The organism is Streptomyces sp. PU-14G (genome assembly GCF_041028275.1).
GTDB lineage: Bacteria > Actinomycetota > Actinomycetes > Streptomycetales > Streptomycetaceae > Streptomyces.
In genome coordinates, this window is the sequence record NZ_JASKYT010000107.1 from 1 (window position 1) to 20,079 (window position 20,079).

The following is a 20,079-nucleotide window of genomic DNA, read 5'->3' on the forward strand; positions in this document are numbered from 1 at the left end:
TGAGAGGGTAAGGCTCCCTGGAGATGACGGGGTTGATAGGCCGGATCTGGAAGCCCAGTAATGGGTGGAGGTGACCGGTACTAATAGGCCGAGGGCTTGTCCATAGAGGCTCGCGTCCACTGTGTGGGTTCTGAGACAACAACCCGAGCACCCCCACGTTTGGGGTTGTGCCGGTTGTGTTTCATAGTGTTTCGGTGGTCATAGCGTGAGGGAAACGCCCGGTTACATTCCGAACCCGGAAGCTAAGCCTTTCAGCGCCGATGGTACTGCATGCGGGAGTGTGTGGGAGAGTAGGACGCCGCCGAACTACATGTGAGGGAAAGCCCCGTTGGCTCACGCCAACGGGGCTTTTTCCATTTGCCGGGCTCTTTTCCTTTTCGAGGAGCCGCGAGAGAGTGCCGCCGGCGCGCGGCCGTCCGCCCACCCTTCATGCCACCCCGTGCACGCTGGGTGAGCGGCGCCCGGTAGGGTCAGGGGGCATCGTCGGCACGTTCACACAGGAGGTCACGGGTGGAGGTCCAGGAGACACGGGTCCAGACGGACCGGGTCCTCACCATCCCGAACATCCTCAGCATGGCTCGTCTGGTCGGCGTGCCGGTGTTCCTGTGGCTGATCCTGTGGCCGGAGTTCGGCGGGCCGAACTGCGATCTGTGGGCACTCCTCGTGATCGTTGCGAGCGGGGTCAGCGACTATCTCGACGGCAAACTGGCCCGCCGGTGGAATCAGATCAGCAGCCTGGGCCGTATTCTCGATCCGGCCGCCGACCGGCTGTACATCCTCTCGACGCTGGTGGGTCTGACCTGGCGCGAGATTCTCCCGCTCTGGCTGACGATCGCGTTGTTGGCCCGCGAGGTGCTGCTTCTGGTCATGGTGTGGGTCCTGGACCGTCATGGCTATGCGCCGCCCCAGGTCAACTTTCTCGGCAAGGCCGCCACCTTCAACCTCATGTACGCCTTCCCGCTGCTGTTGCTCAGTGACGGAAGTGGATGGTTGGCGTCACTCGCTGCGATCTTTGGATGGGCCTTCGCCGGTTGGGGTACTGCGCTCTACTGGTGGGCAGGGATCCTTTACGTGGTCCAGGTCCGCCGTCTGATCAGCGCGGATGCTGAAACCGACTGAACACCCGCCTCCGCTCGGAGGCCGACTGCCCTGAATTCGGCTTTGTGGGCCATCCTGGAGGGGTGAGGGTCGGTATGACCGTCGTCTGTATGAGGAGGACGCTTCCGACATGAAGGCCGTCGTGATGGCTGGTGGCGAAGGCACGCGCCTTCGTCCGATGACCGCGAGCATGCCCAAGCCGCTCCTGCCAGTGGTGAACAAGCCGATCATGGAGCATGTGCTGAAGCTGCTCAAGCGTCATGGGCTCACCGAGACCGTGGTGACCGTGCAATTCCTGGCCTCGCTGGTCAAGAATTACTTCGGTGACGGTGAAGAGCTCGGCATGGAACTCAGCTATGCCCACGAGGAGAAGCCACTGGGCACGGCGGGCAGTGTCAAGAACGCGGAAGAGGCGCTGAAGGACGACGCGTTCCTCGTCATCTCCGGTGACGCGCTCACGGACTTCGACCTGAGCGATCTCATCCGGTTCCACAGGGAGCGCGGTGCGATGGTCACCGTGTGTCTGACCCGGGTGCCGAATCCGCTGGAGTTCGGTATCACCATCGTGGACGAGGACGGGAAGGTCGACAGGTTCCTGGAGAAGCCGACGTGGGGGCAGGTCTTCTCCGACACGGTCAACACCGGCATCTACGTGATGGAGCCGGAGGTGTTCGACTACGTCGAGGCGGACACGTCGGTCGACTGGTCGGGTGATGTCTTCCCGCGGCTCATGGAGGAGGGCAAGCCGATCTACGGCTATGTCGCCGAGGGCTACTGGGAGGACGTCGGCACGCACGAGAGCTATGTGCAGGCGCAGGCCGACGTGCTCGAGGGCAAGGTGGACGTCGAGCGGGACGGTTTCGAGATTTCGCCCGGCGTGTGGGTTGCCGAGGGCGCCGAGGTGCATCCGGAAGCCGAGCTGCGCGGCCCGCTGTACATCGGTGACTACGCGAAGGTCGAGTCGGGCGCGGAGGTGCGCGAGCACTCCGTCATCGGGTCGAACGTGGTGGTCAAGAGCGGCGCCTTTCTGCACCGTGCGGTGGTGCACGACAACGTCTACGTGGGCCCGCAGAGCAACCTGCGCGGCTGCGTCATCGGCAAGAACACCGACATCATGCGGGCCTCGCGGATCGAGGACGGGGCTGTCGTCGGTGACGAGTGCTTCATCGGTGAGGAATCGATCGTTCAGGGGAACGTGCGGATCTACCCCTTCAAGACGATCGAGGCCGGCGCGTTCGTCAACACGTCCGTGATCTGGGAGTCCCGCGGGCAGGCGCACCTGTTCGGGGCGCGTGGCGTCTCCGGCATCCTGAACGTGGAGATCACGCCCGAGCTGGCCGTTCGGCTGGCGGGCGCGTATGCGACGACGTTGAAGAAGGGTTCGACCGTCTGCACGGCGCGTGACCACTCCCGGGGGGCCCGTGCGCTGAAGCGCGCCATCATCTCCGCCCTCCAGGCGAGCGCCATCGACGTGCGTGATCTGGAGAACGTGCCGCTTCCGGTGGCCCGCGAGCAGACGGCGCGGGGCAGTGCGGGCGGCATCATGATCCGCACGACTACCGGGGTGCCGGACTCGGTGGACATCATGTTCTTCGACGAGCGCGGCGCCGACCTGTCCCAGGCCAAGCAGCGCAAGCTGGACCGGGTCTACGCGCGCCAGGAGTACCGCCGCGCCTTCCCGGGGGAGATCGGTGACCTGAGCTTCCCCTCCAGCGTCTACGACTCCTACACCGGATCCCTGCTGCGTGCCGTGGACACCACGGGGATCGCGGAGTCCGGTCTCAAGGTCGTCGTGGACGCGTCCAACGGCAGCGCGGGCCTGGTCCTGCCGAGTCTGCTCGGCAGGCTCGGTGTGGACTCGCTGACGATCAATCCGGGGCTCGACGAGTCGCGTCCGACGGAGACGGCGGAGAGCCGGCGGGCCGGTCTGGTGCGGCTGGGAGAGATCGTGGCCTCGGCGCGGGCGGCGTTCGGGGTGAGGTTCGACCCGGTGGGTGAGCGGATCTCCTTGGTGGACGAGCACGGCAGGATCGTCGAGGACGACCGCGCGCTGCTGGTGATGCTGGACCTGGTGGCCGCGGAGCGGCGCAGCGGCCGGGTGGCGCTGCCGGTGACCACGACCCGGATCGCCGAGCAGGTCGCGGCCTACCACGGCACCCAGGTCGAGTGGACGACGACCTCGACCGACGATCTCGCGCGGGTCAGCCGGGACGAGGCGACGGTCTTCGGCGGCGACGGGCGCGGCGGGTTCATCGTCCCCGAGTTCAGTTCCGTCTTCGACGGCGCTGCCGCGTTCGTACGGCTGATCGGACTGGTGGCCCGTACGCAGCTCACCCTCAGCCAGATCGACGCGCGTATCCCGCAGGCGCACGTGAGCCGGCGTGACCTGCCGACGCCGTGGGCGGTCAAGGGGCTCGTGATGCGCACGGTCGTGGAGGCGGCCGGGGACAGGTCGGTCGACACCACCGACGGGGTGCGCGTGGTCGAGTCCGACGGCCGTTGGGTGATGGTGCTGCCCGACCCGGCGGAAGCCGTCACCCATCTGTGGGCCGAGGGGCCCGACGAGGCCTCGGCGCAGGCGTTGCTGGACGAGTGGGCGGCCGTGGTCGACAGCGCCGGCCACTGAGCCGTCGGCCGGGTGGCGCCCCGGTCCTCTGGAGCGCCGTGGCCGTCGGCGAGCCGCACCAGGTCGCGCCGTACGCGGCGGGGCGTGCCCCCGGCAGGGGCAAGTCCCGCCGCACGGCGTAGAGGTGGGTCCGTTCGGTGGCATGGGGCGTCACGTGCGACGATGTGCGGCATGTCGCAGCAGCAGCCCAGCCGGAGCACCTTGTCGCGGTTTCCGCGGCCCGATGCCTCCATGTCGCTGCTGACCAACGTGATGGAGCACAGCCTCGACGAGGGGTACGCGGAGGCGGCTGCCCGGCGGGGCGAGGCGGGCCGCTCCCGGATGCCGCGCACCCTGCGGGCCAAGCTCGGCCTGGCGGTGGGGCTGGTGCTGGCCGCGCTGGTGGTGACCGTCGGCGCGGCGCAGGCGCGCATCTCCGCGCCGAGCATCGCCAAGGAGAAGCAGGAGCTGATCGAGCGGATCGAGTCGGGCGGCAAGGAAGCCGACAGCTTGAGCGAGGACGTCGACAAGCTGCGCTCCTCCGTGGAGGCCGAGCAGCGCGAGGCCCTGGAGAAGCACGGCGACGAGCGGGGCCGCACCGCGGCGCTGCTGGCCGGGGCGACGCCCGTCAAGGGCCCCGGTCTCAAGCTGGTGGTGGACGACGCGGAGGACGCGGGGTCGGGCGACGGCGACGGGCCCAGGAAGAGCGACGGGTTCTCCGACACGGGGCGGATCCGCGACCGCGATCTGCAGCGGGTCGTCAACGGGTTGTGGGCGGCGGGTGCGGAGGCCGTCTCGATCAACGGTCAGCGTCTGACGTCGCGTTCGGCCATCCGCGCGGCGGGAGACGCGATCCTGGTCGACAACAAGCCTCTGGTGCCGCCCTATACGCTGCTTGCCGTGGGTCCTGGTCAGAAGTTCAGCAGGACGTTCCAGGACAGCGTCGACGGGCAGTATCTGTACATCCTGCACAAGGACTACGGGGCGAAGACCAGCATCTCCGTCCAGGACGAGGTCCGGCTGCCGGCCGCGCCGAGTCTGATTCTGAGAACAGCGAAGCCTGTGCGAACAGGGAAGGGCAGCACATCGTGATCGCCGTACTGGGCCTCGTCGTGGGAGTGGTGGCCGGACTCGTCGTCCGGCCCGTGGTGCCGATGGCGGTCGAGCCCTATCTGCCCATCGCTGTCGTCGCCGCGCTGGACGCGGTGTTCGGCGGGCTGCGCGCCATGCTGGACGGCATCTTCGACGACAAGGTCTTCGTGGTGTCCTTCCTGTCGAACGTGGTGGTGGCGGCGCTGATCGTCTTCCTCGGCGACAAGCTCGGGGTCGGTGCCCAGCTGTCCACCGGAGTGGTCGTCGTCCTGGGCATCCGGATCTTCTCCAACGCCGCCGCCATCCGCCGGCACGTCTTCCGGGCGTGAGGCCGATGAGCGACGAGCGCAGGCCGCGGCAGGAACTGCCGCCGGAGCGGCCGGAGCGTGCGGAAGGGCCGGCGGACGAGACGGCGTCCACAGACCAGGGGACCGCGCGGCTGACCGGGCGGCAACGGCTGGCGAAGGCCGTCTGGCCCCCGAGGGTGACGCGTGCCCAACTCATCGTGGCGCTTCTGTTGTTCGTCCTCGGCCTGGGGCTCGCCATCCAGGTGCGGTCCACCAGCGAGAACAGCGCCCTGCGCGGAGCCCGCCAGGAGGACCTGGTGCGCATCCTGGACGAGCTCGACGACCGCACCAAGCGGCTGGAGGACGAGAAGCGGAAGCTGACCGGGCAGCGCACCGAGCTGGAGAGCAGCTCCGACCAGGCGGAAGAGGCCCGTAAGCAGACCAGGCAGAAGGCGGCGCAACTGGGTGTTCTCGCCGGTACGGTGGCGGCCGAGGGGCCCGGTATCCGTATGACGATCAACGACCGCGCCGGCACCACCGATTCGGACACGCTGCTCGATGCCGTCCAGGAGCTGCGGGCCGCGGGGGCCGAGGCGATGCAAATCAACGGGGTGCGCGTGGTGGCGAGTACCTATTTCACCGACAGTGGCGGCGGAGTGAACGTGGACGGGCATAAGATCGACCCGCCGTACCGGTTCGAGGTCATCGGCAAGCCCGCGGACCTGGAACCGGCGCTGAACATCCCTGGCGGAGTCGTGCAGACACTGAAGAACAAGCAGGCCACAGTGGATGTGTCGCGCTCGGAGAAGGTCACCGTGGACGCCTTGCGACAGGCGAAGCGGCCTGACTACGCTCGGTCGTCATCGCGGTGAGATGGTGAGAAGAGTTGCGGGGGGTCGGCGGGCCGGCCGGGCACCGCGTGAGGGAAACTGTCTACAGGTCACGGACGTTAGACGGGCGTCGAGAGTGACCAATGAGAGCATCGAGGGTCTGTCCTGCCCCACGGGCGGGTCTGTTTCGTGCGAGGGGAATCGCCCGTGAGTTTTTTTGCGAAGTTGTTCGGCAAGGGCCGCCGGAGCGGTGACACGGGTACCGCGCGGCACCGTGCGCCCCGTGACACGGAGGTGACGGGTGCCGCCCCGGGGGCCGGCGGTGAGCGCCCGCTGTTCCGCGACGAGGTGGCCGGACCCGCGGGCGACAATTCGGGTGGTCACAGCGCGTTTTCTGTTGACCCCGGTACGCAGGGGCGCATAGGTTCCCAGGCACCGCAAACCTCAAATCCAGGTGGAGGTTCTGCCTTGCCGGTGTGTAACAGGTGTGGAGCCCAGGTCGCCGAAGCGAGCAGGTTCTGCTCCAACTGCGGCGCCCCCCTGCGGGGCGGAGTGCCCGCGGAGGGTTCGTCCGAGACGACGTCGACCATCTCCATCTCCGGGCTGGAGGCCTACGACTCGGAGTCGACGGGCCAGCACGTCGCTCCTGTGCTGCCCCCTGAGGCGCAGGCCGCCGTGGAGGCGCTGCCGCTGGGCTCGGCGCTGCTGATCGTGCGGCGTGGTCCCAACTCCGGCAGCCGCTTCCTGCTCGACGGTGAGCTGACCACAGCGGGCCGTCACCCGGAGAGCGACATCTTCCTCGACGACGTGACGGTCTCGCGTCGTCACGTGGAGTTCCGGCGCGGTTCCGACGGCGTCTTCACCGTCTCCGACGTCGGCAGCCTGAACGGCACCTACGTCAACCGTGAGCGCATCGAGGCGGGAGTCCCGCTGGCCAGCGGCGACGAGGTGCAGATCGGCAAGTACCGCCTGGTCTTCTACGGGAGTCCGCGTACCGTCTGAGATCCCCAGGGAGGCTCGTGCCGCACACGCCGTCCGGCGGTGCCCGGGTGGGCACCGCCGCCGAGGACGCAGGTCAGGGCAGCGGTCCGATGAGTATCGGCGCCGTCCTGCAAGCGCTCCGTGAGGAGTTTCCCGAGGTCACCGTCTCCAAGATCCGTTTCCTCGAGGCGGAGGGCCTGGTCGAACCGGCGCGGACGCCGGCGGGTTACCGCAAGTTCCGAGCCGAGGACGTCGCGCGGCTCAGTCACGTCCTGCGCATGCAGCGGGACCACTACCTGCCGCTCAAGGTGATCAGGGAGCAGCTGGCAGGCGCCGCGGACGGCACCTGCCCGCCCGCCGTGCCGCCTTCGTCGGACGAGCCGGAGGGCGCGGGGACGGCTCGGGAGCTTGCGGGTCCGCCCGCTGCCGTGCGCCTGGACAGGGAGGAGCTGCTGGCCGCGGTGTCGGCGGCGCCCGACGAGCTCGCGGCGTGGGAGGAGTACGGGCTGCTCCGCGCCGGGCAGGACGGCAGGTACGGGCACGGAGAGCTGGCGGCGGCGCGCCTGGTGGCACAGCTGGGCCGGCACGGGCTGGAGGCACGCCATCTGCGGGCTCTGAAGATCTGCGCCGACCGCCAGCTCGATCTCGCGGAGCAGACCGTGGCGTCCCTCAGAAGGCACCCGGATGCCCGCACCAGAGAGCTGGCCGACGGAAGGGTCCGGGAGCTGGCCGAGCTGTCCGCGCGGCTCTACGCGGCCTTCGTGCAGGCCGTACCGGGCACCTCGGGTGACTGAATCAGCACACCGGTGCCGTCGCCGGACGGCTGCCCGACTACCCAAACAGGCGCGGCACGGCCTAGGGTTGCTGTGTGAATGAGCTCGACGTCGTGGGTGTCCGGGTGGAAATGCCCACCAACCAACCGATCGTGCTCCTGCGAGAAGTGGGAGGCGACCGCTACCTCCCTATCTGGATCGGCCCCGGGGAGGCGACGGCGATCGCCTTCGCCCAGCAGGGCATGACCCCCGCACGCCCACTCACCCATGACCTGTTCAAGGACGTCCTGGAAGCAGTGGGTCAGGAGCTGACCGCGGTCCGCATTGTGGACCTGCGGGAAGGCGTGTTCTACGCGGAGCTGGTTTTCGCCAGTGGTGTGGAAGTCAGTGCCCGTCCGTCCGACGCCATAGCGCTCGCGCTGCGCACCGGCACGCCGATCTACGGCAGTGACGATGTGCTGGACGACGCGGGTATCGCGATTCCGGACGAGCAGGAGGACGAAGTGGAGAAGTTCCGCGAGTTCCTCGACCAGATCTCCCCGGAGGACTTCGGCACCAGCAGCCAGTGACGCCTCTGCTCGCCGTACGCCGCGTCCGCCGACGCGGCGTGGGGGGCGTGCGCGTCAGCCGCCGGAGGCGGCGGTCATCCGGCCAGCTGTTCCCCGGCCGAGGACACGCGAAACCACTCCTGGGGGCATTATCACTCGCCGTGCCGAGTGTGGCGATCGTTGACGCACTCGGAGTGACTGCCTACCTTCATGTGGGCAGGTTCCGGGGGTAACCCGGGATGTGAAGGACGGAGGTCGGCGTGGCAAGCACCGGCGGCGAAGGTACGGCGGCTGGCGATTCGTCCCTACTCGACGGTCCGCCCACGGCCTCCGGCCGGGACATGCCCGCAGGGCGGCCCCCCGCCGGTCTCCGGCCGGACGGGGCCCCGGGCGAAGCGGCGGAATCCCCGGCAGAACAGGTCGGATACCGCGGACCGACCGCCTGCTCAGCGGCCGGCATCACCTACCGCCAGCTGGACTACTGGGCCCGCACCGGGCTGGTGGAGCCCAGCATCAGGCCCGCCTACGGGTCGGGCTCCCAGCGGCTCTACAGCTTTCGCGACATCGTCGTCCTCAAGATCGTCAAACGGCTGCTGGACACCGGTGTCTCCCTCCAGAACATCCGCGCCGCGGTCCGGCACCTGCGCTCGCGCGGTCGGACCGATCTCGCACGGATGACGCTCATGAGCGACGGGGCGACCGTCTACGAGTGCTCCTCGCCCGACGAGGTGGTCGATCTGCTCCAGGGCGGCCAGGGGGTTTTCGGGATCGCCGTGGGCGTGGTGTGGAAGGACGTCGAGGGCGCCCTCTCCCAGCTGCACGGGGAGCGGGTCGACACGGGGGAGACCCTGGTGGGCGACCACCCGGAGGACGAGCTGGCCCGCCGCCGCAACCGCGCCGGATAACGGGGCGGAGCGCGCCGCGAGCCGGGCGGGTCGGCCGGTTGTCAGTGCCGTGCGGCAGCATCGGACGTGTGAGGACCGAGCCGACCATCCTGCATCTGGACATGGATGCCTTCTTCGCCGCGGTGGAGCAGGCATCCAAGCCGAGCCTGCGCGGGAAACCCGTGGTGGTCGGCGGGCTCGGCCCCCGCGGGGTGGTCTCCACCGCCTCGTACGAGGCCAGGCGCTTCGGCGTGCACTCGGCGACGCCCACGGCGCAGGCCAGGCGCCTGGCGCCGAACGCGGCCTATCTGGGCACCCGCTTCGGGCTCTACCGCGCGGTGAGCGAGGTGGTGATGGAGCTGCTGCACGCGCTCTCGCCGCTGGTGGAGCCGCTGAGCCTCGACGAGGCGTTCGTGGACCTGGAGGCCCATGAGGCGCTGGCGGGCACGCAGGGCGGCGCCGAGGGGGCCCGTCAGGTCGGTGAGCGGCTGCGGCGGGACATCCGGGCGGCGACGGGGCTCAGCGGCTCCGTGGGGCTGGCCGGTTCCAAGATGCTCGCGAAGATCGCCTCGGAGGAGGCGAAGCCGGACGGCCTGGTGCTGATAGAACCGGGCACCGAGCGGGACCGCTTGGCGCCCATGTCGGTACGGACGCTGCCCGGGGTGGGGCCCGCGACGGGCGAGGTGCTGCGCCGCGCGGGTATCACCACGGTCGGCGAGGTGGCGGAGGCGGGCGCGGACGAGTTGCTGCGGCTGCTGGGCAAGGCGCACGGCGCCTCGGTCCACGCCATGGCCCACGGCATCGACGAGCGACCGGTGGTGGCGGAGCGGGACGCGAAGTCGGTGTCCGTCGAGGACACCTACGACGTCGATCTGACGGACCGCACCAGGGTGCGGCTGGAGGTGGAGCGGCTTGCCGGGCGCTGCGTGACGCGGCTGCGCGCCGCCGGCCGCTCGGGGCGCACGGTGGTGATCAAGGTGCGCAGCTACGACTTCTCGACCCTGACCAGGTCGGAGACCCTGCGGGGGCCGACCGACGATCCCGGTGTCGTGAGGGAGGCGGCGCTGCGGTTGCTGGACGGCGTGGACACCACGGCCGGGGTGCGCCTGTTGGGCGTGGGCGTCAGCGGCCTGGCGGACTTCACGCAGGAGGATCTGTTCGCGCAGGCCCAGGCCGCACGGAGCGAGGCGGAGGCCGAGGCCGCGCGGCAGGCCGCGGAGGCGGACGCCGAGCGGGACAGCGGGGTCGTGGAGGAGCCGGATGCCGCGGTGCCGGCCGACCGGCAGTGGATTCCCGGCCGGGACGTGCGGCATGCGGCGCACGGCCGGGGCTGGGTGCAGGGCAGCGGCGTCGGGAAGGTGACCGTCCGCTTCGAGGAGCCCGACACGCCGCCGGGCAGGGTGCGGACGTTCGCCGTGGACGACCCGGAGCTGGAGCCGGCCGAGCCGGTGATGCTGGATGCCCGCATCGCCGAGGCGCTGGCGCGGCGGGCCGCACCGGTCCCCGAGGGTGGTCCCGGGGGCCGGGAGGGTCAGTCCCCGGCGCCGGCTATCCGCCCGAAGTCGCGGTCAGCGGGTGCGGGCGCCTCGTGGGGCAGTGGCGTGTCGAGACCGTAGTGGCGGTAGAGCTGGAGCTCCTGCTGCGGCGAGAGGTGGCGGCCCACGCCGAAGTCGGGCGCGCCCCTGATCAGGTCGCGTGCGAAGGGCACGCGCAGACCTGTCTCGTCCAGCCGGGAGGGCTCCAGCGGTACGAAGGCGTCGCGGCTGAAGATTCCGGTGCGCAGGGCCGCCCACTCCGGTTCGCCGGTGGCGTCGTCCAGGTACACCTCGTCGACGGTGCCGATCTTGTCTCCCCGGCTGTCGAACGCCTTGCGGCCGATCAGGCTCCGCGGGTCTATGTCGGTCTGCACGGATCTCCCTCCCACGGGTTGCGACATGCTGTTCCTGCTCGTACTCACTACGAAACGGTACTTTTCGGCCACTGGCCACTTGAACACACTCCGGGTTACCACCAAGGGGCTCGCTGATACGCTCGTAAACGGCTGTCGACCCCGTGCGGGAGAGTCCTCCGGTCAGGTTTCCGGGGGCGCCGAAGGAGCAACTCCTCCCCGGAATCTCTCAGGCTCACGTACCGCACGGACGAGGTCACTCTGGAAAGCAGGGCGGGCCCCGGACCAGCGCCGATGTCCCCCTCACCGACGGTGTAAGCCGAGCGTCCGGTCAGTGGGGCGGATCGGTGAAACTCTCAGGTCCGGATGACAGAGGGGGAGGCCGAACGGGCACCCGTGGAAGGTGCCCCCCGAGGTCGCACAGACCAGGAGGCCCCCGCAGATGACTTCCCACCGCATCCCGCTGACCGAGTTGGAGAGCGGCACACCGTTCGAGAGCCGGCACATCGGGCCCGACGTGGCCGCGCAGGCCAAGATGCTCGCCCAGGTCGGTTACGGATCGCTCGACGAACTCACCGCGGCGGCGGTGCCCGATGTGATCAAGAGCACCGAGCGGCTGGCGCTCCCCGAGGTCCGCAGCGAGGCCGAGGTGCTGGCCGAGCTGCGCTCGCTCGCGCACCGCAACCAGGTGCAGCGCTCCATGATCGGCCTGGGATACCACGGCACGTTCACGCCGCCGGTGATCCTGCGCAACGTGATGGAGAACCCGGCCTGGTACACCGCCTACACGCCGTACCAGCCGGAGATCTCCCAGGGGCGACTGGAGGCGCTGCTCAACTTCCAGACCGTCGTGGCCGACCTGACCGGGCTGCCCACCTCGGGCGCGTCCCTGCTGGACGAGCCGACGGCCGCGGCCGAGGCGATGGCGCTCTCGCGCCGCGTCGGCAAGGCGGGCAAGCGCGGCTCGACCGTCTTCCTGGTCGACTCCGAGTGCCTGCCGCAGACCGTCGCCGTGCTGCGTACCCGCGCTGAGCCCACCGGGGTCGAGGTCGTCGTCGCCGACCTGGCCGAGGGCATCCCCGACGAGGTCGCCGACCGCGGCGTGTTCGGCGTCCTGCTCCAGTACCCGGGCGTCTCCGGCGTCGTACGCGACCAGCGGGCCGTCATCGAGCGGGCCCACGAGCTGGACGCGGTCGTCACCGTCGCCGCCGATCTGCTCGCCCTCACTCTGCTGACGTCGCCCGGCGAGCTGGGCGCCGACATCGCCGTCGGCTCCAGCCAGCGCTTCGGGGTGCCGATGGGCTTCGGCGGGCCGCACGCGGGCTACATGGCGGTGCGTGACGCGTTCGCGCGCAGCCTGCCGGGACGCCTCGTCGGCGTGTCCAAGGACGCCGACGGCGAGCAGGCCTACCGCCTCGCCCTGCAGACCCGTGAGCAGCACATCCGCCGCGAGAAGGCCACCAGCAACATCTGCACCGCGCAGGTGCTGCTCGCCGTGATGGCCGGGATGTACGCGGCCTACCACGGCCCCGACGGACTTGCCGCGATCGCGCGCCGTACGCACCGCTACGCGGCGCTGCTCGCCGCCGGACTGCGGGACGGCGGTGTGGAGATCGTCCACGACGCCTTCTTCGACACGGTCACCGCGCGGGTACCGGGCCGGGCGGCCGAGATCGTGGAACGGGCCGGCCACGCCGGCGTCGGCCTGCGCCTGACCGACGCCGACCACGTCGGCATCACCTGCGACGAGCTCACCGGGCGCGAGCACCTGACCGCCGTGTGGCGGGCGTTCGGGGTGCTGGGCGACGACGGCACGGGCGACTTCGCGGCACTGGACGCCGCGACCGGGGACGCGCTCCCCGAGCCGCTGCTGCGCACCGATGAGTACCTGACCCACCCGGTCTTCCACGAGCACCGCTCCGAGACGGGCATGCTGCGCTACCTGCGCCGGCTGGCCGACCGCGACTACGCGCTCGACCGTGGCATGATCCCGCTCGGCTCGTGCACGATGAAGCTGAACGCCACCACGGAGATGGAGCCGGTCACCTGGCCCGAGTTCGGCTCCCTGCACCCCTTCGCCCCCGCCGAGCAGGCCGAGGGCTACCTGACGCTGATCCGCGAACTGGAAGACAGGCTCGCCGAGGTCACCGGCTACGACAGGGTCTCCCTCCAGCCCAACGCGGGCTCCCAGGGCGAACTGGCCGGGCTGCTGGCCGTGCGCGCCTACCACCGCGCGAACGGGCAGGAGCAGCGGACGGTCTGCCTCATCCCGTCCTCCGCGCACGGCACCAACGCGGCCAGCGCGGTGATGGCGGGCATGAAGGTCGTCGTCGTCAAGACCAGCGACAACGGTGACGTGGACGTGGCCGACCTGCACGCGAAAATCGAACAGCACGGCGACGAGCTGGCCGTGCTGATGGTCACCTACCCCTCGACGCACGGCGTGTTCGAGGAACACATCAGCGACGTGTGCGCGGCCGTGCACGAGGCCGGCGGCCAGGTGTACGTGGACGGCGCCAACCTCAACGCGCTGTTGGGCGTGGCGAAGCCGGGCCGCTTCGGCGCCGACGTCTCGCACCTGAACCTGCACAAGACGTTCTGCATCCCGCACGGCGGTGGCGGTCCCGGCGTCGGCCCGATCGGCGTGCGGGAGCACCTGGCGCCCTACCTGCCCAACCACCCCCTGCAGCCCGCCGCGGGCCCCGAGACGGGCATCGGGCCGGTCTCCGGCGCTCCGTGGGGCTCGGCGGGCATCCTGCCCATCTCGTGGGCGTACGTGCGTCTGATGGGCGCCGAGGGACTGCGCAGGGCGACGCAGGTGGCGGTGCTGAGCGCCAACTACGTCGCCAAGCGCCTGGAGCCGCACTACCCGGTGCTCTACACGGGGCCGAACGGGCTGGTGGCCCACGAGTGCATCATCGACGTACGGCCGCTGACCAAGCAGACCGGCGTGAGCATCGACGACGTCGCCAAGCGGCTGATCGACTACGGCTTCCACGCGCCGACGATGTCGTTCCCCGTCGCCGGGACGCTGATGATCGAGCCCACCGAGAGCGAGGACTTGGCGGAGCTGGACCGCTTCTGCGAGGCGATGATCGCGATCCGTGCCGAGATCGAGAAGGTCGGCAAGGGGGAGTGGGACGCGCAGGACAATCCGCTGCGCAACGCCCCGCACACCGCCGCGATGCTCGCCGGCGAGTGGCGGCAGGGGTACGGCCGCGAGGAGGCCGTCTTCCCCGCGGGCGTCAAGGCCGCCGACAAGTACTGGCCGCCGGTGCGCCGGATCGACGGTGCCTACGGTGACCGCAACCTGGTGTGCTCCTGCCCGCCGGTCGCGGAGTACGAGGCCGGGTAGGTGAGCGCGCGCGCCGCCCGGAAGGCGGCGTGCGGGAAGGTGTCAGGCCCTGTGCGGCGCACACCGCACAGGGCCTGACACGTTCCCGCTGCCGGGTGCGCCCTCAGGCGGCCGTCACATGCCGGGTGCGGAGCGGCCGGTGCGGTGCGATGATCCGGCCGTCCGGCAGCAGCTCACCGGTGTCCTCGAAGAGAAGGACCCCGTTGCAGAGCAGGCTCCAGCCCTGCTCGGGGTGGTAGGCCACGGGGTGCGCGGCCTCCCTGTCGGCGGAGTCGGCTGTCGGGCACAGTGGCTGGTGCTGGCACATTGTCGCTGTCGTCTTCCGTCGTGTGATGGCGTCTGTCCTGCGGCGCTTGCTCTGCATGGCCGTTCCCCCGTAAACCGTGGTCCGTTCCGGTCCATCTCCCAGTGTTCCGCCGCTGGCTCGAATCCGCAGGGATTTCGCGTCAGCACGTACCCAACCGCTCAGACGCGTCACCCGTGCGGGCGGTTGCGTCCAACGGGCCAGTACCTGTGGGGGGTTGAGGCTGCCGAAAAAGACTAGTACGTCCGGGGGCAGGAGAGCGGGGCCGCGTGGTCCACCTACGACAAGCACACCGGCGGACGCGGCGTCTGCCGCGGCACACCGGTGGGGACGGCTGTCAGGCGGACGTGCGCAGCAGCGGGGCCGTTTCCGTGCCGGTGGCCTCCGACTCAGGCCGCACGGCTGGAGCCGCGACCAGCCGGCGGGTCAGCACGGGCAGCAGCGCGTCCACGCGCTGCGCCGTGTGTGCGGCGATTCCGGGCGGCGCGGGGGCCAGCGGGATCAGCAGGTCGGCCGGTTCGGGAACGCCCTCGGCGGGGTCGGCGGAGGTGTCGCGGTGCAACCACAGGGTGAGCATGTACAGCTCTGGGACCGACAGCAGCCGGGGCTGGTAAGGCGTCGGCAGCGCCTCGGCCTGGCGCACCGCCCGCACCGTGGACAGCACGTAGGGGCCCTGCCGGAACTGGCCGAAGGCCCAGCCGTCCGCGGTCAGGACCGCTTCGGCGGTGCCCGCGTAGGCCGCGCCGTGCGGGCCTGCGGCGTCGGTCGTCTCGTCGCGCAGCAAGAACCGCCAGCCGGTCAGGCGGGTGAGGGGGCCCACGGCCGCGTCCTCGGTGCGCTCGCGCGAGTGCGTCCGCTCGTCGGTGTTCGGCGCCACGCGGGCCATCTCGTAGGCGGGGAGCGGGAGTTCGGGACGCAGATGGCCCTCGGCCGCGCGGAGCGCCGCGGGGGCGTGGGTGCCTCTGACAGCCGTCGGCGAGCCGAGGGCTGTCAGGACACTGCGCAGGGCGGGGGCGGGGGCCTCGGATACGTGCAGCGGCATGGCGGGTCGCCTCTCTCGGGAGACACACGGTGCTGGCGGGGGCGCGACGGCGGTGTCGGCGCGAAGGTGGCCGCGAGCGCGGCGGGAGGGGTCGACGGCGGATCGGGTCGCCAAGTCTCTGCCTCGTCGGTGCAGTTTATACGAGATGTGTTCGAGTGGGGTTTCCGCTAACGTGCTCCGGTGTTTACCGGAAGGGGATATCCGGTCGAATCCGTGCCCTTTTCACCTGCACTGACGACACGTGAGCGGGGATGACCTCGGACGCGGGTGGAAACGCGGTCGGCCTGTTGTGGTCGGTGTTTCTCACAAGGAGATGCCGCTGGGCTGGGACGCCGCCGTATGCCGAAGGAATGTGCCGTCCGGCGTGCGCCAGCCTAGCGGCAGTTACCCGCCCGGTCAGCCCCGGCAGGCGTTATCCGCGGCCCGGCAGGGCATTATCGGTGCACGCTCGGCCACGCACGCCCCAAAGATATCCCGGCGCCAGCCGCGAGCAGGGAGGAAGTCCCCGATGGGAGAGAAGGTCGTCGCCGACAGGTTCGACCTGTCCGACCGGCGGCGGTACCGGCAGAAGCTGCACACGTGCCTGGAGGGGCTGTGGCAGCTTCTGGAGGAGAAGAGGTTCGATCGGCCCAGGAACCTGATGGGATTGGAGATCGAGCTGAATCTCGCGGACGCCCAGGGCCAGCCGCTCATGGTGAATGCCGAGGTTCTCCAGCGGATCGCGAGCCCCGATTTCCAGACGGAACTGGGACAGTTCAACCTCGAAGTGAATATCGTTCCGCACGCGCTCTCGGGCCGCGTTCTCGACCAGCTCGCCGAGGAACTGCGTACCGGCCTCGCCTATGCGGACCGCCAGGCCCGTGAGGCCGAGGCGCGCATCGTGATGATCGGAACGCTGCCGACCCTGACGCCTCGGGACCTGACCGCGGCCAACCTCACCGACGTGGACCGCTACCGGCTGCTCAACGACCAGATCATGGCGGCCAGAGGGGAGGAGATCGCCCTCGACATCGACGGCGTCGAGCACCTGGCGACCACGTCCGAGTCGATAGCGCCCGAATCCGCCTGCACCTCGGTGCAACTGCACCTGCAGGTGACGCCAGGGCGGTTCGCCGACGTGTGGAACGCGGCCCAGGCCGTGGCCGGTGCGCAGATCGCCATGGGGGCCAACTCGCCCTTCCTGTTCGGGCACGAGCTGTGGCGCGAGTCGCGCGTTCCCCTCTTCCTCCAGGCGACCGACACCCGGTCACCGGAGCTGAGGGCACAGGGCGTGCGTCCGCGCACCTGGTTCGGCGAGCGCTGGATCTCCTCGGCGTACGACCTGTTCGACGAGAACGTCCGCTACTTCCCCGCCCTGCTGCCGCTGTGCGACGAGGAGGACCCCCAGCAGGTGCTCGCCGCCGGCAGGGTGCCGTCGCTGCCGGAACTGACGCTGCACAACGGGACCGTCTACCGCTGGAACCGTCCCGTCTACGGCGTCGTGGACGGTGCGCCGCACCTGCGGGTGGAGAACCGGGTGCTGCCCGCCGGCCCGACGGTGACCGACGTGCTCGCCAACACCGCGTTCTACTACGGGCTGGTGCGGGCGCTGGCCGACGACCCCCGGCCGGTGTGGAACCGCATGCCGTTCGCCTACGCGGAGCGCAATTTCGACGCCGCCTGCCGCCACGGCATCGACGCGGAGCTGTGGTGGCCGCGCTCAGGGCGGGGTACGGGGCTGGTGCGGCGGCCCGCCACCCGGCTGGTGCGCGAGGAACTGCTGCCGCTGGCCGCCGCCGGACTCGACGCCTGGGGCGTGGAGCCCGCGGACCGCGACCGCTACCTGACGGTGATCGAGGAGCGGTGCCGGCGCGGGGTCAACGGCGCCTCCTGGCAGGCGTCCGCCTACCGCGGCGCGCTGGAGTCGGGACTCGACCGCGACAAGGCGCTGGCCGCCGTCACCCGCGCCTACTGCGACCGGGCCGCCGACGGCGCGGCCGTCCACACGTGGGACGACGGGTTCTAGCCAGGGCCCTGGCTCCGGCAGGTCCGGGGTCGGGTGGGGGCGGGTCAGCTGCGGCTGCCCGCCTCCACAATGGCCTTGAGGATCACCTGGTGGATCTGGGCGGGGTCACTGACCTGGTGGGCGGAGCCGCCGGTCGCCTGCGCGAGTTCCTTGGCGGCCTTCTCGTCGGCGTCGGGGCCCACGGCGATGGCGATGAGCGGCACCGGCGCCTGGTCGTCGCTCAACTGTTCCAACTCGGCCACCAGTTCGGCGCGCGAGATGCTGCCAGGGTCCTCGTTGGCACCGTCGGTCAGGACGACGAGCGCGTTGAATCTGCCCTTCGCGTACTGCTCGCGTGCCTGTTCGTAGGCGGCCAGGGTCGTGTCGTAGAGGCCGGTCGCGCCGCCGGGTATGGGCTCCATGCCCGCGAACGCCCTGGTCAGCCGGGAGCGCTGGGTCGTCCCGTCGCCGTCCTCGTGCCCGAGCCGGCGCGGTGGCACCAGCTCGCGGTAGTCCCTGTTTCCGGACAGGCGGGTGGAGAACTCCCACAGCCCCACCTCGTCCCGCGGCGTGAACTGGGTCAGCCCCTGCGACAGCGACGCCTTGGTGACGTCCATCCGGGACTGTCCGGGGCGGCCGGGCACGGGCGCGGCCATCGAGGCCGAGGCGTCGACCACCAGGGTGAAACGGGCGCTCTGCACGGTGATCGTCCACATGCCCAGCGCCGTGCGGACCTCCTCGGGGGTGGGCGGCTCGCCCGGCGTGGCCGTGTAGGGCTGGGGGGCGCGGGCCCCGGCGGTGCGCGCCACGCCCCCGGCGGCCTCGCCGTCGGGCGTCCTGAAGCCGTGCCGCAGCAGCTCCCGTCGGCCCGCGGTGCCGCCCAGGAGAGTCTGGAACCGGGTGGCGGCCCGGCTGGTCGCGGTGTCGCGCCGGCCGGTCTCCAGCAGCGTGTACGGGTAGTCCAGGACGGTCGATCCGTCCTTCGCGGAGCCGGGGTAGAAGAGCCGCAGCCCGGGCGCGCCGTCCCGCTTCCCGTTGTGGGCGTATGCCGCCTGCTCGGACAGGAGAAGGGCCTGGTTGCGCCGCGGGTTGCCCAGCTCGGCGCCTGAGGTGTCGTGCGGCAGGGTCGCCAGGATCTGCGAGTCGCCGGGGGCGGTGCGCTCGGCGAGCTGTCTGGCGGCACCGGCGGCTGCCGTCTCGGAGGCGTCCGCGCCCTGTTCGGCCGTCGCGCTCTGGATCCGGGTGAGGGCCAGCAGGCCTGTCGCGCTGCGGGCCGGATCGGCGGTGCCGACGCGCAGGCCCCCCTCGCCGTTCGCGGCGGTGGCGAGCCGCGCCCACGAGTAGGTCTTGCGGGGCCAGCCCATCTCCTCGGCCGCCGCGGGGACGGCGGCCAGGGTCAGCGGTGAGCTGGCGACGCTGCCCAGCGGACGCAGGCTGGGGGCCCGTCCCGAGGAGGAGGCGCGGTCCGTCCATATCCGCGAGTCCGGCAGCCAGACGTCGAAGTCCTTCGCCTGGCCGCCGCCTTTGCTCAGCGCGGTCGCCATGTGGGCGCCGGTACGCTCGCTGACGTGGACGTCCAGGCAGCGCCCGTCCGATCTGGCGTTCTCCTCGCGTGCCCGGTCGGCGACGGTCCGCAGGGCGGGAGCGATCTCGGGCGTGGCGGCCACGCGCAGCTCGACCGTCGAACCGTCGCACGCTCCGCCGAAGGGGAGCACTCCGGTGCGCGCGGCGACGACCGTTCCCGCCCCCAGCGCGACGACCAGTGCCACGGCGAGGGTCACGGTGCGTCGGCGTGCGCGCCCGCGCGCGCCGTGCCGCGTACGGGCGGACACGCGCCCGGACGGCTCCCCGGTGTGGGGCCCCCGCGGCCCGTGCGTACCGGACTCGTCGGGCAAGCTGTGTCGTGGCATGGCGTGATCGCCCCTCCCGGAAGCCATCCGGCGCCGGTGGGGGAGCGCGGCACACCCCGTCGGCGCTCGTCCCCCCGGTCGCCGCGCACGATCCTGTACCTGCTGCCGTGACCCTAGCGTGGTGACGGGGCGGATGAGGCGTGATCGCCCGACCGAGGCCAAGACGGCATATGCAACAGGAGGTTCGTGTGCGCGCACAGGCGCCCGACAACCCGCCGCCCGGCGCGGCGGCCTTCCCCGAAGAGGGAGCCCAGCGGCGCACACTCCGTACGGAGGTGCTGCTCGTCTTGGCGCTCTCGCTGGGGGCCAGCGGCATCTCCTCGCTGATCAGCTTCGTCGGTGCGCTGACGGAGCCGGGCGGGCTGGGCGACCAGGCGGCGCGGCTCAACTCCTCGCAGGCGCCCGGACGGCCCTGGCTCGACCTGGCGTGGCAGCTGTTCGGCATCGCCACCGCGCTGGTGCCCGTGGCCCTGGTGGCGCACCTGCTCACCCGGGAGG

General features: G+C 70.8%; 16 protein-coding genes, 2 rRNA genes, 1 pseudogene and 1 riboswitch. Of the genes and pseudogenes, 15 read left to right on the forward strand and 4 right to left on the reverse strand.

The window, feature by feature from the left end:
* The 12 genes from AB8Z75_RS15085 to AB8Z75_RS15140 form a co-directional block, all read left to right on the forward strand.
* Positions 1-104, forward strand: a 23S ribosomal RNA gene (locus tag AB8Z75_RS15085); the annotation flags it as partial.
* An 86-nt stretch (positions 105-190) separates the two neighbouring features.
* Positions 191-307: ribosomal RNA gene (gene rrf, locus AB8Z75_RS15090) — 5S ribosomal RNA — on the forward strand.
* 203 nt (positions 308-510) lie between these two features.
* A complete protein-coding gene (locus AB8Z75_RS15095) occupies positions 511-1,119 on the forward strand; it encodes a CDP-alcohol phosphatidyltransferase family protein (protein ID WP_369202121.1) in 609 nt (202 codons plus the stop codon).
* Positions 1,120-1,228: 109 nt separating this feature from the next.
* On the forward strand, positions 1,229-3,724 hold the full coding sequence (locus AB8Z75_RS15100; RefSeq protein WP_369202123.1) for a sugar phosphate nucleotidyltransferase: 2,496 nt from the start codon (positions 1,229-1,231) through the stop codon (positions 3,722-3,724).
* Positions 3,725-3,895: 171 nt separating this feature from the next.
* Positions 3,896-4,795, forward strand: a complete 900-nt coding sequence (locus tag AB8Z75_RS15105) for a DUF881 domain-containing protein (RefSeq protein WP_369202125.1) — start codon at positions 3,896-3,898, stop codon at positions 4,793-4,795.
* Positions 4,792-5,124 carry a small basic family protein gene (locus tag AB8Z75_RS15110; protein WP_016467540.1) on the forward strand — a complete coding sequence of 111 codons (333 nt, stop codon included), beginning with the start codon at positions 4,792-4,794 and terminating at the stop codon, positions 5,122-5,124. The genes AB8Z75_RS15105 and AB8Z75_RS15110 overlap by 4 nt, the downstream gene beginning before the upstream one ends.
* Positions 5,125-5,129: 5 nt before the next feature.
* Positions 5,130-5,954, forward strand: coding sequence for a DUF881 domain-containing protein (locus AB8Z75_RS15115; RefSeq protein WP_369202127.1), 825 nt, complete (start codon positions 5,130-5,132; stop codon positions 5,952-5,954).
* A 432-nt stretch (positions 5,955-6,386) separates the two neighbouring features.
* On the forward strand, positions 6,387-6,914 hold the full coding sequence (locus tag AB8Z75_RS15120; protein WP_369202145.1) for an FHA domain-containing protein: 528 nt from the start codon (positions 6,387-6,389) through the stop codon (positions 6,912-6,914).
* Positions 6,915-6,931: 17 nt separating this feature from the next.
* The gene (locus tag AB8Z75_RS15125) at positions 6,932-7,687 is read left to right on the forward strand and encodes a MerR family transcriptional regulator (protein WP_369202129.1); all 756 of its coding nucleotides are present in this window, start codon (positions 6,932-6,934) and stop codon (positions 7,685-7,687) included.
* A 74-nt stretch (positions 7,688-7,761) separates the two neighbouring features.
* Complete coding sequence (locus tag AB8Z75_RS15130) at positions 7,762-8,235, forward strand: bifunctional nuclease family protein (RefSeq protein ID WP_027739117.1); 474 nt, start codon at positions 7,762-7,764, stop codon at positions 8,233-8,235.
* Between the two features lie 239 nt (positions 8,236-8,474).
* Complete coding sequence (locus tag AB8Z75_RS15135) at positions 8,475-9,119, forward strand: MerR family transcriptional regulator (RefSeq protein ID WP_369202131.1); 645 nt, start codon at positions 8,475-8,477, stop codon at positions 9,117-9,119.
* A 68-nt stretch (positions 9,120-9,187) separates the two neighbouring features.
* Entirely contained in the window at positions 9,188-10,714 is a 1,527-nt protein-coding gene (locus AB8Z75_RS15140) for a DNA polymerase IV (protein ID WP_369202133.1), read from the forward strand.
* Here AB8Z75_RS15140 and AB8Z75_RS15145 read toward each other — a convergent pair.
* On the reverse strand, positions 10,630-11,007 hold the full coding sequence (locus AB8Z75_RS15145; RefSeq protein WP_369202135.1) for a PRC-barrel domain-containing protein: 378 nt from the start codon (positions 11,005-11,007) through the stop codon (positions 10,630-10,632). The two genes, AB8Z75_RS15140 and AB8Z75_RS15145, sit on opposite strands and share 85 nt — an antisense overlap.
* Positions 11,008-11,143: 136 nt before the next feature.
* A riboswitch (glycine riboswitch) is annotated at positions 11,144-11,241 on the forward strand.
* A gap of 187 nt (positions 11,242-11,428) precedes the next feature.
* Between AB8Z75_RS15145 and gcvP the strand changes: the two genes are divergently transcribed.
* Complete coding sequence (gcvP, locus tag AB8Z75_RS15150) at positions 11,429-14,341, forward strand: aminomethyl-transferring glycine dehydrogenase (RefSeq protein WP_369202137.1); 2,913 nt, start codon at positions 11,429-11,431, stop codon at positions 14,339-14,341.
* Positions 14,342-14,444: 103 nt separating this feature from the next.
* On the opposite strand, the gene AB8Z75_RS15155 is transcribed toward gcvP, so the two are convergent.
* A complete protein-coding gene (locus AB8Z75_RS15155; RefSeq protein WP_369202147.1) occupies positions 14,445-14,648 on the reverse strand; it encodes a DUF5999 family protein in 204 nt (67 codons plus the stop codon).
* 334 nt (positions 14,649-14,982) lie between these two features.
* Complete coding sequence (locus AB8Z75_RS15160; RefSeq protein ID WP_369202139.1) at positions 14,983-15,687, reverse strand: hypothetical protein; 705 nt, start codon at positions 15,685-15,687, stop codon at positions 14,983-14,985.
* 508 nt (positions 15,688-16,195) lie between these two features.
* Here AB8Z75_RS15160 and AB8Z75_RS15165 point away from each other — a divergent pair.
* Positions 16,196-17,692: a glutamate--cysteine ligase gene (locus AB8Z75_RS15165; protein WP_369202141.1), complete on the forward strand. Its 1,497-nt coding sequence runs from the start codon at positions 16,196-16,198 to the stop codon at positions 17,690-17,692.
* Between the two features lie 44 nt (positions 17,693-17,736).
* Here the strand turns inward: AB8Z75_RS15165 and AB8Z75_RS15170 are convergent, their stop codons facing one another.
* Positions 17,737-19,581, reverse strand: coding sequence for a substrate-binding domain-containing protein (locus AB8Z75_RS15170; RefSeq protein ID WP_369202143.1), 1,845 nt, complete (start codon positions 19,579-19,581; stop codon positions 17,737-17,739).
* Positions 19,582-19,769: 188 nt separating this feature from the next.
* Here AB8Z75_RS15170 and AB8Z75_RS15175 point away from each other — a divergent pair.
* Positions 19,770-20,079 (forward strand): annotated as a pseudogene (locus AB8Z75_RS15175) (CPBP family intramembrane glutamate endopeptidase); the annotation flags it as partial.